The organism is Couchioplanes azureus (assembly GCF_014648355.1).
Lineage (GTDB): Bacteria > Actinomycetota > Actinomycetes > Mycobacteriales > Micromonosporaceae > Actinoplanes > Actinoplanes azureus.
Genome location: NZ_BMQY01000001.1, coordinates 474,427 through 488,989, shown reverse-complemented (window position 1 = coordinate 488,989; position 14,563 = coordinate 474,427). Strand labels below are relative to the sequence as shown.

Below are 14,563 nucleotides of genomic sequence, written 5' to 3'. Positions count from 1 at the left end.
GATGTCAGCCATGACGTACGCACCCACCATGTCGGCGACGGGCCAGGGCCAGATGTTCGGCGGCTGGGGCGACAGCGCGTACGGTCCACAGCAGCAGAGCGGCCAGAGCATGGGCCAGCAGCCGCTGCAGCAGCACTTCGCGCAGCAGCAGCTCGCGCTCCGCATCGCTCAGCAGCTCATCCGGCAGCAGGTCACCCAGCTGCTGGCTCAGCAGCCGCAAATCACCCAGCAGCTCGAGCACATGCAGCTCATCCAGGTGCAGACCCAGTCGCACCCCCTGGTGCAGGTGCTCGCCCAGCAGCCGCTCGTGCAGCAGATCGCGCAGCAGACCATCCAGCAGCTCACGCAGTCGGGCGTGCTGCAGGTCGCGCACCAGGTCGCCCAGCAGCTCGTGCAGCAGCAGCTGATGCAGCAGGGTTACGGCCAGCAGGGCATCGGCCAGCAGTTCGGTCAGTTCGGTCCCCAGTACGGCCAGCAGGGCTTCGGCACCCCGGGCTTCGGGCCGCAGCAGTACGGCCAGCAGCAGTTCGGTCAGCAGCAGAGCCCGTACGCGAGCTTCACCCCCGGCCCGTTCGGCCGCTGACCGTTGCGAGCCGGACAGCCGCGATCGCCTTCCTGCGCCGCCGGCGGCCACCGCCGTCGTGACGCGGTGGCAGGCCTCCCGATCGCCGCGCGGCCGGCGCGTCAGCTCTCGGCGGTGACCGGACCCCGCGTCCGGTCACCGCCGACGCACATGCGATCCCGCGCCGGTCCGGAACGATCCGGCGGCGCCACGTCAGTGGAAGGAGCACGCCATGCCCGAGCAGGGCCAGGCACCCGGCACCGGCCGGCCGAAGGGGCGGCCCGACAAACCCACCGACCGGCCGGCCGAGCCCCGCGTGGCCGACGCCCGGCCGGGCGGAACCGACGACACCCCGCGCGCGCAGGGGCCGCGCGAGTCCGGCGACGAGACGGGCAGCCGCCCGGATTCCGTGCGGCGCCGCCCGGAGCGGTATCTGGTCGCTCCGACCGGCTGGGCGACCGCGCCGGGACTCCCCGGCGCCGCCGATCCGGCCGCCGCCGGACAGCAGCTCATCGAGGCGCTGCAGCGCGATCCCGCCCTGCACGTGCTCCGGGTCATCCGCAGCTCCGCGAGCGAGTCGGGCCCCGGCGACCAGGCCCCCCTCGTGGCGGGCATCCGGTACCCCGCGGTCGCCGTGGTCGAGGCCACCCCCGAGCAGGCGGCGATCCTGGCGGCGCGGCCCGAGTTCCACGTCGACGTCGACCACCCGCTGCGGCACGGCGAGCAACTTCCCGTGCCCGCCCCGGTCCCGGGCACCGGCTCGCTGGACCAGTCCGTAACCGTGCGCTTCCGCGTCCGCGACGAGCGCGACCAAGCGCTGCGCGACGCGGTGGTCTACGTCCACGGCGGCCTCTACCCCGTCGTGGGCCGCACCGATGCCGACGGCACCGTGGAGATGGCCGTGCCGGTCGACTCCCTCGACGCCGTACGCGGCGTCTACGTGCGCCCGCGGGCCGACTGCTGGAGCACGATGCTGGACTCGCCGTCGCTGTCGGCCACGGAAGCGAACCCGGTGGTCTGCCGGCGGCTCGACACCGGGCCCCGCGAGCTCACCGGCGACGGCTGGGCCCGGCGCGCGATGAACTTCGACCGGCTGCCGCCGACGTACCGCGGCCACGGCGTGCGCATCGCCGTGATCGGTTCGGGCGTCGACGGCGGGCGCCTCGGTGCGGCCGAGGGCGTCATGTCGGGGATCAACGTCGTGGGCCAGGACGAGAAGTCCTGGGACCAGGACGCGATCGGGCGCGCGACGCACGCCGTCGCCCTGATCACCGGCACCGACGGTGACCAGGCCGGAGGTCTCGCCCCCGAGGCGGAGGTGCACGTCTGCCGGGTGCTGCCCGGCCGGCTCAGCGACCTCATCGAGGCGCTCGACTACTGCATCGCCCAGGAGGTCGACGTCATCGACCTCGGCGTCTACACGGAGGGCGCGGCCGGGCTGGTGGCGTACAAGCTGGAGGAGGCCCGGCAGGCCGGCATCCTCTGCGTGGCCGCGGCCGGCGACACCGGCGGACCGGTCACGTTCCCCGGCACCCTCGCCCCGATCTTCACCGTGGGGGCCGTCGGGCAGGTCGGTACGTACCCGCCGGAGAGCCACCATGCGGCGCAGCAGAGCGGGATGCCGACCCGGGAGGGCCTCTTCGTGGCCCGGTCCAGTTGCACGGGCCCCGAGGTGGACGTGTGCGCGCCCGGCGTCGCGGTGATCTCCGCGGTCGGCCCCGAGGGCCGGGCGGCGCTCGACGGCACGCCGATCGCGGCGACCCACGTCGCCGCGCTGGCCGGGCTGGTCCTCGCCCACCACCCGGACTTCCGGTACGGCTTCGGCATGCGCGGCCCGGCCCGGGTGCACCGGCTCGTGCAGCTGATCAAGGCGAGTTGCCGGCCGCTGGCGGGCGCGGACCCGTACCGCTGCGGCGCCGGGATCCCGGACGCGGCCGTCGCGGTCGGGCTGGTCCCGCAGTGGGCGTCGTACGGCATGCCCGAGGGCCGCGGCGTCCCGCTGGACCCATCGGTCCCGTCGGCCACGGCCGTACCACCGGCCGCGGCGACGCTGGTGGCGGCGATGCGGGCGGCCGGCTATCTGCTGCCGGACCCGGACGAGTGAGGCCGGCTGCGCCACCGAAGGCCGCCGGGCGGACGCGAGTCCACCCGGCGGCCTCGCCGTTCCGGTCGCCCGGAGAAGTTCCTCCAGCCTTGCCGCGGATTTGACGGCGGCTTGAGTCCCGGTTGAGGGAGCCCGCCGAACTACCCGGCTGACAGTGAGAGATGGCCGGTGCGCCGGTCGGTGAGAGGAACACAAGATGCAGTTGCGCGGAACGAAGATGCTGGCGGTGGCGCTGACGGTGACCGGCGGAATCGTGGTCAGCTCCGGCGTCATGTGGCAGGCCTCCAGCGCGGCTTTCACGGCGAACACCGGCAACAGCGCGAACAGCTGGAACGCGGGTACGGTCGCGCTGAGCGACGACGACACCGGCGCGGCGATGTTCTCGCCCACGAACCTGCGGCCCGGCTCGACCGGCGACAAGTGCATCACGGTTTCGTACACCGGCAGCCTCTCGGCCACGGTGAAGATGTACGGCAGCGGCATCTCCGGCGCGCTCGCCCCGTACCTCGACCTGGTGATCGAGGAGGGCAGCGGCGGCGGCTACGGCAGCTGCACCGGCTTCACCGCGTCGGGCACCGCCTACACCGGCACGCTGGCCAACTTCGGCAGCACCAGGAACAGCTTCGCCAACGGCGTCGGCACCTTCGCCCCGGCGTCGGCGAGCAGCAAGACCTACCACATCTCGTACACGGTGAACGCTTCCACGCCCGACAGCGCGCAGGGCGCCTCCGCGGCGGCGACCTTCACCTGGGAAGCGGCGAGCTGACCATGACCACCATGTCCGCACCGGCCAGGTGGGCCGGGACCCATCGGCCGGCCGGACGCCGCACGATCCCGCCGGGTCTGCCGGGGATGCTGCTCCGGTTCGTGGCCATCGCCGTCCTGGCGGCCGTGGGTGCGCTCGTCGCGTGGAGCTCGGTGCCGGCGATCTGGGGCTGGACCCCGGTCGCGGTCGTCAGCGAGTCGATGAGCCCGTCGCTGCACCGCGGGGACATCGCCGTCACCTCGGCACCGCCGGAGAACTGGACGCCGATGATCGGCCAGGTGGTGGTCGTTCCCGACCAGCAGCACCCGGGTCAGACCCGCATCCACCGCATCTCCGGCATCGACGAGAACGGCCTGCTGATCACCCGCGGGGACGCCAACAACAGCGACGACAGCTTCCGTACGGCACCCGGCCAGGTCAAGGGCATCGGTCGCCTGCTGATCCCCGGAGTCGCCCTGGCGACGCTGGACATGCGCGAGGGCGACCCCGCGATGTTCGTGGCCCAGACGCTCGCCGTGCTCGGCGCGGTCACTCTGGTGCTGCGCCCGGCCCCCAGGCCCGAGTGACGCCCCGGCCGACTTGACGGCTCGCGGGTCGGCTTCTACGGTCGGCCCACAACCGAAGATTGCGCTGCTCGAGCCCTGGCGGGAGAGCACCCGACCCGGTCGGGACGCCGAAGGAGCAATTCCTCCCCGAGAATCTCTCAGGCACAGATACCGCCAACGGCGAGGCGACTCTGGAAAGCCGGGACCACCCGAGGACCCGCACCCACGGTGCAAACCGCCTGCCGGCGGTGAAGCTCTCAGGTATAGATGACAGAGCGGGGAGGGTCATCTGCGACCAGGGAGCCTTCATGGCGGTCAGCGCCTTCGACCTCTATTCCATCGGCATCGGCCCGTCGTCCTCGCACACGGTCGGTCCGATGCGCGCCGCGCGGCTCTTCGCGGCCGCGCACCCCGGCGCGTCCCAGGTGCGGGTCGAGCTGTTCGGCTCGCTCACCGCGACCGGGCGCGGCCACGGCACCGACGGCGCGATCCTGCTGGGCCTCGAGGGTGAGGACCCCGCCACCGTCGACCCCGACCGGGCGGCCGTGCGCGTCGAGGAGATCCGTACCGACGGCAAGCTGCTGCTCAACGGCGCCCGGCCGGTCTCCGCCGAGTTCGTCCGGCACCGGCGCAGCCTGCCGTACCACCCGAACGCGCTGCGGTTCAGCGCCGACGACGGCCCCGAGGTGACCTACTACTCGGTCGGTGGCGGGTTCGTGGTGCAGGAGGGCGCGAGCACCGACCCGGACGCGACCGTGCTGCCGCACCCGTTCGCCAGCGGCGACGAGCTGCTGGAGATCTGCCGCCGCGAGGGCATCTCGATCTCCGGGGTGATGCTCGACAACGAGCGCGCCTGGCGTACCACCGAGGAGATCCACGCCGGCCTGCTGCACATCTGGGAGGTCATGCGCGGCTGCGTCGCGCGCGGGCTGCGCACGGACGGCGTCCTGCCCGGCGGCCTGCGGGTACGCCGGCGCGCCCCGGCCCTGCACGCCGAACTGGTCCGGCGCCAGGACGCCGACCCGTTGCACGTCATGGACTGGGTCAACCTCTTCGCCCTGGCCGTGAACGAGGAGAACGCGGCGGGTGGCCGGGTGGTCACCGCCCCGACCAACGGCGCGGCCGGCATCGTCCCGGCGGTGCTGCACTACTACACCCGGTTCGTGGCGGGCGCCGACGACGAGGGCGTGGTCCGCTTCCTGCTGACCGCCGCCGCGATCGGCATCCTCATCAAGGGCAACGCGTCGCTCTCCGGTGCCGAGGTCGGCTGCCAGGGCGAGGTGGGCTCCGCCGCCGCGATGGCGGCCGGCGCGCTGTGCGAGGTGCTCGGCGGCACTCCGGAGCAGGTGGAGAACGCGGCCGAGATCGCCCTGGAGCACAACCTCGGGCTCACCTGCGACCCGGTCGGCGGCCTGGTGCAGATCCCGTGCATCGAGCGCAACGCGATCGCCAGCGTCAAGGCGATCAACGCCGCGCGGCTCGCCCTGAACGGCGACGGCGAGCACCGGGTCAGCCTGGACACCGCGATCCGCACGATGCGCGACACCGGACGCGACATGTCGAGCAAGTACAAGGAGACGTCCCGCGGCGGACTGGCGGTCACCGTCGTCGAGTGCTGACCGGATAGTCGGATAGGGTGCAATTTGCACTCGCGACCGGGGAGCGGAGACGGTGAAGGTCAAGCTGAACAAGCGCCAGCTCGTCATCGGCGTCGCGGCGGTCGTGGTGGTCCTCGCCGGCCTGGCGATCGGCCGGTCCGCCCAGGACCCGGGCCCGGGCCGGCTGGACGACGGCGCGGAGCGCGCCTGCACCGCCTTCGCCGCCGGCTACGCCGATGCCGGCACCAAGACGGCCCGGCTGTCCCTTGCCGACGAGGTCAACAAGTGGTCGGCCGGCAGCGGGAACGCGCGGATCGCCGAGCGCGCCACCGCGCTGGGCCGCAGCGCGAACGAGACCACCACGGCATGGCAGGCGGACGCCACCGCCTTCACCCAGGCGTGCCGGGACGCCGGCTGGAGCGGCTCGACCGGCTGACCCGCCCACCCGTCAGGGGCGGCGCGCCTCGCCGGTGACGCGGACCGGCACGGTGAAGACGGCGCCGCGGCAGGCCGGGTCCGCGTCGGCCGCCATCCGCAGGGCGCCGGGCACGGTGAAGACGGCCACGTCGTTGCGGGCGACGTCCCAGCGCACCGCCAGCTCCGGGCGCGTGAAGCTGACGCCGTGCCGTTCGCAGCCGTTCTCGCGGTGCTCGTCGTCGGCGATGACGTTGTCGGTGCCCGCCTCGACGGAGGCGACGCGGATCGCGAAGTCGTTGTGGTTCAGCACCGTCACGGTCAGGTCGCCGGTGCCGCCGGGCGCGAGCGGGACGTCCAGGCTCGAGCGTCCCCGCAGCGCCATCTCCACGGAGGCGCCCGCTCGCGCCGAGTCGCTTCCCGAACCGGTGATCTTCCAGTACGCCCACATGGCGCCGGCGTTGACGACGGCGGCCGCCACCGCGGCGGCCACCAGGATGCCCCGGGTCCGCCGGTCGAGTCCCCGCCGGCGGGGTGGCACCTCGGTGACCGGATCGTCGAGGTCGATGCCGTTCCCGGGCGGGGGCCCGGCGGTGTCCTGCGCCCGGGTGTCGCCGGGCCTCTCGCTGCTCAGCACGGCTCGCCTCACGAGTCCGCACCGGCCTCGTCGGCGGTGCTCATGGAGCGGGGCGTCGCGGTCGGGGCGAGCCGTCTGCGGGACGTACGCATACGGGGCTTCCTTCTGCGAGGGTGCGGGTGCGTCGGCCGGTCGGCCGGCGGCGGCAGGTACGCCGGGTGCCGACACCCACAGTGCCCGATTCGCGAGCTCGCCGAGATCGGCGTTCCGTCTCGCGTTGCCCGCGCATGACTCATCAGGACAAGCGGTACGGGCTAATTCCTCCGGGGGAGGGACGGTCGTCGCGCCGATCTTCGCGAGGCCGGCCGGTGTCCGCGGCGATGACGAGTGACCAGCGGTTTCACTGCTGTTAACACTAAGAACTGGAGCGGGCAAACGCGAGGCGCGGTGGCGAATGCGCCTCGGGTCGGCCGGGGTGCACAGGGGAGCATCCGGGACGTTCCCCGGCCCGGGGCTTCAGCTCCGGGCGGTGCGGCGCCGGCGCCGGCCGCCCGGCGGGGGCGACGGGTCCGCCTGGATGCGCCGGCGTGCGTGGCCGACGAGGTGCTGCCGGTCCTTCGCCGGGGAAAGATCGCCCTCGGCGGACGTCTGCTGGCGCTTGCGGATGGCGAGGTCGAACATGGAGTCGGAGGCCTGGTCGTAGCCGGTGCGGTAGGCCTCGTCCCGATCCAGTCCCTGCTTGTACCACTGGTGGATGCGTCCGGCCGCGTACCCGCTGGCGACGACGAAGGCGAGCGCGAACAGCGCTTGGATGATGCTGTTGCCGGGCACTGTCATGACTCTCGTCCCTCCGTGGGGTCAGACCTGGTGGTGCAGCAGGCGGGCGGTCTCGCGGCGCTCGGCGTGGATGTCGTAGGCGGTGCGGTCGCCCGGTGCGATGTGGTCGCCCGGTGTGGTGCGGTCGCTCAGGTGGTGCAGCGGGACGACGGCGCGGACCTGTGCCGGCGCCGGGCCCGGCACGGCGGTCTGCGGCGCCCCGGGGAGGCCGCCCGCGGCGGTCGTGGAACCCGCCGGATGGCTGCGGACGGCAAGCTGGAACAGGGTGTGCGACGCCTGGTTGTAACCCTCCCGGTACGCCACATCGCGGTCGAAGCCGTGCCGGTACCACTGGTGCACCCGCCCGGAGACGTACGCGGTGAGGATGACCATGGCGACCGAGAGGGCGAGCTGGAGGGCGATGGAACCGGCAGGTGTCATGTTCCCGATGTTATTAGTTGCCCTAGGGAAAGTAAGCCGTCTGTAACGGCAGGACGGACGTACTCCCGGACGCCGCGAATTGACTGTTTGTTCATGGCGTTTCGGCGTGACACCGCAACGTTTTCATGAACTTCGACGGACTTCTAGTCAGCCGACCGGAAAAGGCGTTTCTGCCTCGGCTTTTTCCGGGTTGTCCGAAGGGGACGGCGGATTCGCCGGCGGCTCCGCCGGTGCGGTCGTCGTGCCCGGCCCGGGCTCCGGCGGTTCCGGCGGCACGATCACCGGCACCGGCGGCGGATCCGTGGACTCGGGCGCCGGAATCGCCGGCTCGGCCACCGCTCCGGGCGCACCGCCACCCGCGGGCGCGGCGGCGCTGGGCCCGTACGCCGGCACCACCGGGTCGCCGCCGGCGCCGGGCAGCACGACCGCGTCGCCGCCGGCGCCCGGGAGCACGACCACGCCGTCCACCACGATCGGCGCGGCCTCGCCGGGCAGCGGGATCGGCGCGCTGGGCGGGCTGGCGAGCCCGGTCCAGAAGGCGCCGTGGGTGGCCACGACGGTGTAGGTCACCAGATATCCGGCCGGTGGATGCTCGTCGACGCACCCGTGGCGGCCGGCCGGTACGTCGCAGACCAGCTGGGTGACCGGGCCGAGATGGCGGGTCACGAGGTACCGCTGCACCGGTGTGCCGGCGGCGATCTCGACCCGGTCCCACCCGATCCGCGGGCCCCGCGCGAGCAGCCCGTCCGAGGTGATCCGCGGCTCGCCCGGGGGCAGCGCCGCAACCGGCGCCGCCATGCGGGGAATGCTCGCGGCGTGCACGGTGAACGTCGCGGCGTCGGCGCCGACGTCCCAGCCGCCGTACGCGGCGACTCCGCTGCCGATCGCCACCGCGAGCGCCGCACCGGCGATCGGCAGCGGGGACCGCAGGAAACGCAGCGCCGATCCGGTACGCGCGTGGCGCCGCCTCACCGGGCGCCCATGTGCCAGCGATGCACAGCCCTGACTCCTGACATGCTCACGCCGACGTCGCGGTGCCGCGGGCGGTACGTCGGCGAGACGCCCGCGGAATGGCTCAGGATGCGCTGCTCAGGCCCTTGGCCGTCACCGGGATGGTGAAGGTGGCGCCCTGGCAGGCGGTGTCCGAGCTGTTGGTCATCCGCAGTCCGCCGGGCACGGTGAAGACGCCGATGGTGTTCTTCGGCACCTCCCAGGACACGGTCAGCACGTCGGCGCTGACGAGCACCCCGGTCTCCAGGCAGCCGGCGTCGCGGTGCGCCGGGTCCGCCGTCACCCTCCCGCGGCCGGGGCTGATCGAGGTGATCCGCACCGGGAAGTCGTTGCGGTTGGTCACCGTCACGGTCAGCCCGGCGGACCCGCCGGGATACAGCGGCTCGCTGCCGTCCGAGCGGCCCTGCAGTTCCAGCTCCACGGCGGAGCCGGCGACGGCGACGCCGGTTCCCGCTCCGCCCAGCCGCCAGTACGCCCAGGCGGCACCGGCGTTGACGATCACGGCGGCAGCGGCGGCGGCGCTGAGGATCGCCTTGCCGCGACGGTCGAGCTTGCGCATGCCAGTCCTTTTCGGTCGTGAAGCATCCGTGGCGGGGGGCGACGGGGCGAGGCCGGCGCTCGCACCCCGCCCCGTCGCCGCCGTCACGCGGCCGCGCTGACGGCGTCGAGGTGGACGTGGAACGTGAACGGTGCGCCCTGGCAGGCGTCCGCCGGGTCCGGCTTCATCCGCAACGGGCCGCTCCACGCGATCTGCGCGGTGGCCGGCTCGTCCGCGCGGCCCGCCGGCACGGTCGCCTGGGCGGGCAGCGGCGCGTCGGGGACGACCTCGACGTTGGTCTCGGCGTCACAACCCGCCCGCGAGGAGGCCAGCTTCGTCAGGTCGATGTTCGTGATGCGTACGGGAAAAGCATTCCGGTTCTCCACCGTGAGCAGCACCGTCGTCGCGTTGCCGGGAGTGAGCCCGCCCGCCGCCAGGCCCGCGCCGGTGACCTTGAGCGTGACCACGGAGCCGGCCTTGGCCTCGGCGGTGCCGGAGCCGGTGAGTCCCCAGGCGGCCCAGGCCGCGCCGGCCGCACCGAGCGCGACGGCGGTGAAGACGACAACAGTGGTGGACCGCCTGCTCAACGGACGCATGCGCGCTTGTCCTCCTGCGAACGTGAAAGTGTGGCTCCGGCCGCCGGGACACGGCCGGAGCCACGGGGAATGAAGTGCGCCCTCCGGTGGAGGCGGAACGGGCGCTGCACAACATTCCCGGACGAAGGGCAGAAACGTGATCGGATATCCGTGCGGCATTCCCACCGGATGAAGTCCCGCTTCTGCGCTCACCGGTTTAACCCGTCCGGAGTACGGCGCCGCATGCGCGGCCTCGGCGGTCGATGCCCGCTCGCCGGCGTTCCACCCGGCACAAGCCCGTCACCAGCGACGACATGCGGCTACCACCTTCGGAGTACGGTCTTCAAATCGGTGTCGGTCACGCTTCGGCCGGCTCCCCGCCGCCGGGCGGCCGGGCGACGACGAGGCTCCTCACTGGACTAGAGTCGCCTGGCGCGGGTCCTCGGCGTCTTCTGGCCGCCGAGGACCCGCCCGATCCACGCACGCGCCACGACACGGCCCGCGGATCTTTCTCCACCGCCTGCCGGGTTCGTCGGACGGCAGGCGCACGGTGCAGGGCTTCCGTTGGGGAGACGCCGTCACTTCGCAGGTAGGACGGCGTCTCGTAGAAGAAAACGCGGGAGGGGCGCCCCCGGAGATCGGGCCTTCGTGCGGCGAGTTCCGGGTTTTGATCATTACCCTGCGGCCGGTCGGATTAGCCCGTACGGGTGATCCAGCGGCGCAGCCGCCGGCGGACCGGATAGGGGACCCGGCGGGCCTGGCGGACGGCCAGATACCGCCAGGCGGGCAGGTCACCGACCGCCGCCGCCGGCGCTGCCGGGCCGGTCGCGAGAGAGGCGACGTCGAAGTCCTTCAGCCAGGACAGGTACGCGGCGCTGCCGTGCACCTCGAACAGCTTGTCTCCACCGCGCAGGGCCTGCTGGATGCCCTGCCACATGAAGAGCTCGTTCTGCCCGAAGTGCGCCTCGCCGCGCTCCAGCCGGGACCGCCACGACGTCAGGGACCCGGCGTCGAAGGGCAACCCCGCGTCATGGGGATCGACGTGGGCGGCCAGCAGGCCGGAGATCGTCCGCAGGCACTTCTCGCACCGCCCGCAGTTGACGCCCGTCCCGTCGCGGTCGAGCTGGTAGCAGACCGCCAGTGCCAGCTTGTCGCCCCGGGCGAGCCACGGCGCGACGACGTGCGCGAGCTTGTCCTGGCGTTCCAGCTCGAAGCCGTCGTGCTCCACGCGGCCGCCCGACCAGCGCACCAGGTTGTCCAGCTCCGGGTTGCTGCCCCAGGGCACCCGGAAGCCCGCGGAGTGCGTGCTCGAGACCAGCACCCGGCCGAGGCCCAGCCGTACGGCGACCGGCGCCACCAGGCTGGTCAGTGCCAGGCCGTGCTGCACCGCTCCCCACCAGTTCGTGCTGGCGAAGCCGCGGTCGAAGTCCCGGTTGAGCCGCAGCTCGTCCAGCGCCTCGCGGAGGTTCGAGCGGGCCACCACGTGGCGGGTCCCCGGTCGGACCGGGGCCGCCGCCACGATCGCGGAGAGGCGGTCCCAGAGGCCGGCGTTGCCGAGCTCGACGTCGGCGCCCCAGACGGTGACGACGCAGTCGACCGCCGGCCGATGCCGCAGCAGCGTGGTGACCGAGTCGACGCCTCCGGAGTAGAGCATCGCCGCCCGGTCCGGGTCGCTGGCGCTCGCCGCCGGCCGGCGTGCGCCGGTGAGCTGGAACCGCTGCTGCGGGAAGTGCGGGTACATCGCCTGGAGCGTCTTGGCGATCCCGGCGGCCCCGTCGGCGAAGACCGCGTCGACCTCCGGGACGTGGACGCTGCCGCCACAGGCGAGCGCGACGGGGATCACCACGCCCAGCGCGGGGACGACCGCCACGGCGGGATCGACGCCGTCGAGATCCACGTCGCGGTACTCGACGCGGATCTCCCGCTCGCGGAAGTAGCGGGCGGCCACCCGGCCCGGGCGCAAGGAAACCGAGATGCGGTTGCCGGAGATCGCCGGCGCCGCCACGACGACGTCCCGGTCGCCGGCGGGTCCCCGCTGGTGCGGGGTCGCGGCGCTCATGCGCCCACCGCGGCGGAGGGGCGGCTCTGGCGGGCGGACCAGCGCTGCGAGATCTCCGTCAGGTCGCCCTGCCAGCGGTGCGAGCGGTGGGTGAGCTCGCGCCGGGTGTCCGGGTGCAGCAGCCGCTCGACGACCGGCGCCGCGGCGGCTGCGGAGAAGGCGCCGTACTCGCACCAGGCGTCGGGCAGGCCGACGCCGGCCATCACTCCCTCGGTCTTGCGCGTGAGGTAGGCGATGGCGTACGCCGGCGTGCCCTGCGCGAGGGCCAGGATGGCGGCGTGCAGGCGTACCGCGATCACCAGGCTGCACGAGCCGTAGAGCGCGGCCAGTTCCTGCGGCGACAGGTCGTCCTCCATCAGCACCACCGGCACGGTGCGCTCCAGCCGCGCGGCCAGCCGCTCCGCGATGGGCCGGTCGTCCTCGACGGGCGTCGGGCCCTGGCACTGGGCGACCACGACGAATCCGTCCGCCCTGCCGTCCCGGTACGCGTCGCGGGCCAGCTGCACGAGCTCGTCGACGACGCGTCCGTCGGCCGCCGCACCGGCGTGCGGATGGGTCCGGGGTGCGAGGGCGATGATGCGGGGGCCGGGCAGGGAACCCAGTGCGTCCTGGACCCGGCGGGTGCGCTGGGCCGGCGTGGCGAAGGCCATGTCGGGGGCGACGCCGGCGGTGCGCAGGCCGAGCTGTTCGCTCATCGGGAGCGAGGTCTGCTCGCGCAGCGTCACGTCACCGGCCCCGCGCAGCAGCCGCCGGGCGATCCAGCGGCCCGTCGCCCGGGGGAAGGGCCCGAGGGTGTGACCGGCCAGGACGACCGGGATGCCCAGACGCGTCGCCGCCCAGGCGGGGAACAGGATGCAGAACAGCCGCGCCCAGCTCAGCAGCGGGGTGACGCTGGGGTTGTCGTAGATGTTGCTGCCGCCCACCAGGACCACGAGGTCGGCTCCGGACAGCCGGCGGCGGGTCTCGCGGTCGACCCGGCCCAGCGCGACGCCAGCCACTCTCGGGGCCAGCCGCAGCAGCCACCGCGCGGCGGCCGGCACGGAACCCACCCGCCGCCCGCCCGCCGAGCCGATCTCGGTCGGGATCCACGTGCAGTCGGTCTCGATGGCGTCGTTGCGGGACAGGTGCCGGAACTGCGTCCGGGACTCCGCCGTACCCGCCTCGTGCAGGCTGGTGACCCGGATCCGGGCCGCGGGCCACCGATCGCGCAGCAGCCGCAGGATGCCGCCGGTGATGGCGCTGTCGCCTTTGTTGTCGTCGTGCCAGTGGTTGAAGCAGACGATGAGGGGATTGCCGCGCAATGTCCGTCCTTTGGTCTCGCGCCTGGGTGAGGTGACCGGTTCAGCCCGGTCGCCCGGCGAGGCGCCGGGATGCCGCCGCCGTCGCGGGCGGGCGGCCCAGCAGCTCGTCGAGGAGCCGCACATAGGCAACGATCTGCCCGTCCAAGGTGTGGCGCCGACGGACGTGCGCGATTCCCCCGGCACCCAGACGGGTACGCAGCTCGCAGTCGGCGAGCAGGGCGCTGAGGTGCCGGCGCAGCGCAGCGACGTCGCCGGCGGGGGCGAGCAGGCCCGTCTCGCCGTCCACGACGGCCTCCGGCACCCCGGCGACCCGGTATCCGACCACCGGCACCCCGCAGGCCTGCGCCTCGAGCATGCCCAGCGGCATCCCCTCGACCATCCCGGCGTGCACGAGCAGGTCCGCGGCGCGGAAGATGTCCGCCACGTCGGCGCGCCGGCCGGCGAAGGTGACCTGGGCGCCGAGCGTCTCCCGCGCGAGCTCGCGCATCTGCCGGGCGTACTCGGGGTGGCGGGAGGTGACCCCCACGATCGCCAGGTGCCAGCCGGGCCGGCCCCGGTGCGGCGTCAGGGCGGTGATGATGTCCTCGATGCGCTTGTCCGGGTCGATGCGGGTGACCGCCACGACGAGGACGTCGTCCGGCGCGGCGCCCAGGCCCGCGCGGACGTCCGCGTCGGCGGCGCCGGGCCGGAAGGTCGCCGTGTCGACGCCGTTGGCGATGACCGTCACCCGGGATCGGCTGCGGGGGGACAGGCCCGCGGCGACGGCCTTGCTCACCGCGACGCTCGCGTCCGCGGCCCGGACCGCCGAGGCACGCAGCGCTGCGCCGAACCGGTGCGGCATCTCCTCGTGCAGGTGCAGCACGGCGGGCCGGCCGGCGGCCCGGGCGGCCAGCGCCGCGTCGAGGTGGATGGCGTGGCCGTTGGCGTGGACCGCGTCGCAGCCCGAGGAGGTGATCGCGTCGCGGATGAGGGCGCGGGTACGCCAGAGCTGCCCGCCCTCGCGCATCATCGCCCGCACGCTGAGCCTGCCGCGGTGGCCGTCGCTGCGCACCGACCGGACGATCGGCAGGGGCAGCGCGATGTGCGGCAGTCCCGCGGCCTGCCACGCCTGCGCCAGGTCCAGCTCCGGCGGCCCGGCCAGCGTCATCTCGACGCCGTGGCGGGCCAGTCCGGGTGCCATCCGCAGCAGGTAGGCCTGTGCACCCCACACGCCCACCGCCTGGTCGAGCACCAACAGTCGCACGGGCGCCGTCATG

15 protein-coding genes and 1 riboswitch are annotated in these 14,563 nt (G+C 73.7%); of the genes, 6 read left to right on the top strand and 9 right to left on the bottom strand.

Features of this window, described 5'->3' with window-relative positions; translation table 11 throughout:
* Positions 1-10: 10 nt before the first annotated feature.
* The 6 genes from IEY99_RS02260 to IEY99_RS02235 all read left to right on the top strand — a co-directional run bounded on the left by IEY99_RS02260 (position 11) and on the right by IEY99_RS02235 (position 6,011).
* Positions 11-583 (top strand): hypothetical protein, encoded by a 573-nt coding sequence (locus tag IEY99_RS02260; protein WP_189198977.1) that lies wholly within the window; start codon positions 11-13, stop codon positions 581-583.
* A 211-nt stretch (positions 584-794) separates the two neighbouring features.
* Complete coding sequence (locus IEY99_RS02255; RefSeq protein WP_189198976.1) at positions 795-2,666, top strand: S8 family serine peptidase; 1,872 nt, start codon at positions 795-797, stop codon at positions 2,664-2,666.
* A 196-nt stretch (positions 2,667-2,862) separates the two neighbouring features.
* Positions 2,863-3,432: a hypothetical protein gene (locus IEY99_RS02250; RefSeq protein WP_189198975.1), complete on the top strand. Its 570-nt coding sequence runs from the start codon at positions 2,863-2,865 to the stop codon at positions 3,430-3,432.
* 2 nt (positions 3,433-3,434) lie between these two features.
* A complete protein-coding gene (locus tag IEY99_RS02245) occupies positions 3,435-3,998 on the top strand; it encodes a S26 family signal peptidase (protein WP_189198974.1) in 564 nt (187 codons plus the stop codon).
* A gap of 69 nt (positions 3,999-4,067) precedes the next feature.
* Positions 4,068-4,161: riboswitch (glycine riboswitch) on the top strand.
* Between the two features lie 124 nt (positions 4,162-4,285).
* Positions 4,286-5,596 carry an L-serine ammonia-lyase gene (locus IEY99_RS02240; protein WP_189198973.1) on the top strand — a complete coding sequence of 437 codons (1,311 nt, stop codon included), beginning with the start codon at positions 4,286-4,288 and terminating at the stop codon, positions 5,594-5,596.
* Positions 5,597-5,648: 52 nt separating this feature from the next.
* Positions 5,649-6,011: a hypothetical protein gene (locus IEY99_RS02235; protein WP_189198972.1), complete on the top strand. Its 363-nt coding sequence runs from the start codon at positions 5,649-5,651 to the stop codon at positions 6,009-6,011.
* A gap of 12 nt (positions 6,012-6,023) precedes the next feature.
* On the opposite strand, the gene IEY99_RS02230 is transcribed toward IEY99_RS02235, so the two are convergent.
* From IEY99_RS02230 to IEY99_RS02190, 9 genes are all read right to left on the bottom strand, one after another.
* Complete coding sequence (locus IEY99_RS02230) at positions 6,024-6,638, bottom strand: hypothetical protein (RefSeq protein WP_229798022.1); 615 nt, start codon at positions 6,636-6,638, stop codon at positions 6,024-6,026.
* Positions 6,639-7,082: 444 nt separating this feature from the next.
* A complete protein-coding gene (locus IEY99_RS02225) occupies positions 7,083-7,403 on the bottom strand; it encodes a hypothetical protein (RefSeq protein WP_189198971.1) in 321 nt (106 codons plus the stop codon).
* 21 nt (positions 7,404-7,424) lie between these two features.
* On the bottom strand, positions 7,425-7,823 hold the full coding sequence (locus IEY99_RS02220) for a hypothetical protein (RefSeq protein WP_189198970.1): 399 nt from the start codon (positions 7,821-7,823) through the stop codon (positions 7,425-7,427).
* A 147-nt stretch (positions 7,824-7,970) separates the two neighbouring features.
* Positions 7,971-8,795: a hypothetical protein gene (locus tag IEY99_RS02215; protein ID WP_189198969.1), complete on the bottom strand. Its 825-nt coding sequence runs from the start codon at positions 8,793-8,795 to the stop codon at positions 7,971-7,973.
* Between the two features lie 103 nt (positions 8,796-8,898).
* A complete protein-coding gene (locus tag IEY99_RS02210) occupies positions 8,899-9,393 on the bottom strand; it encodes a hypothetical protein (protein WP_189198968.1) in 495 nt (164 codons plus the stop codon).
* 83 nt (positions 9,394-9,476) lie between these two features.
* Entirely contained in the window at positions 9,477-9,968 is a 492-nt protein-coding gene (locus IEY99_RS02205; RefSeq protein ID WP_189198967.1) for a hypothetical protein, read from the bottom strand.
* A 673-nt stretch (positions 9,969-10,641) separates the two neighbouring features.
* Positions 10,642-12,006 carry a hypothetical protein gene (locus IEY99_RS02200; protein WP_189198966.1) on the bottom strand — a complete coding sequence of 455 codons (1,365 nt, stop codon included), beginning with the start codon at positions 12,004-12,006 and terminating at the stop codon, positions 10,642-10,644.
* On the bottom strand, positions 12,003-13,307 hold the full coding sequence (locus IEY99_RS02195; RefSeq protein ID WP_189198965.1) for a polysaccharide pyruvyl transferase family protein: 1,305 nt from the start codon (positions 13,305-13,307) through the stop codon (positions 12,003-12,005). Before IEY99_RS02195 ends, IEY99_RS02200 begins: the two co-directional genes overlap by 4 nt.
* A 40-nt stretch (positions 13,308-13,347) precedes the next feature.
* On the bottom strand, positions 13,348-14,562 hold the full coding sequence (locus tag IEY99_RS02190) for a glycosyltransferase family 4 protein (protein ID WP_189198964.1): 1,215 nt from the start codon (positions 14,560-14,562) through the stop codon (positions 13,348-13,350).
* Position 14,563: the final 1 nt, after the last annotated feature.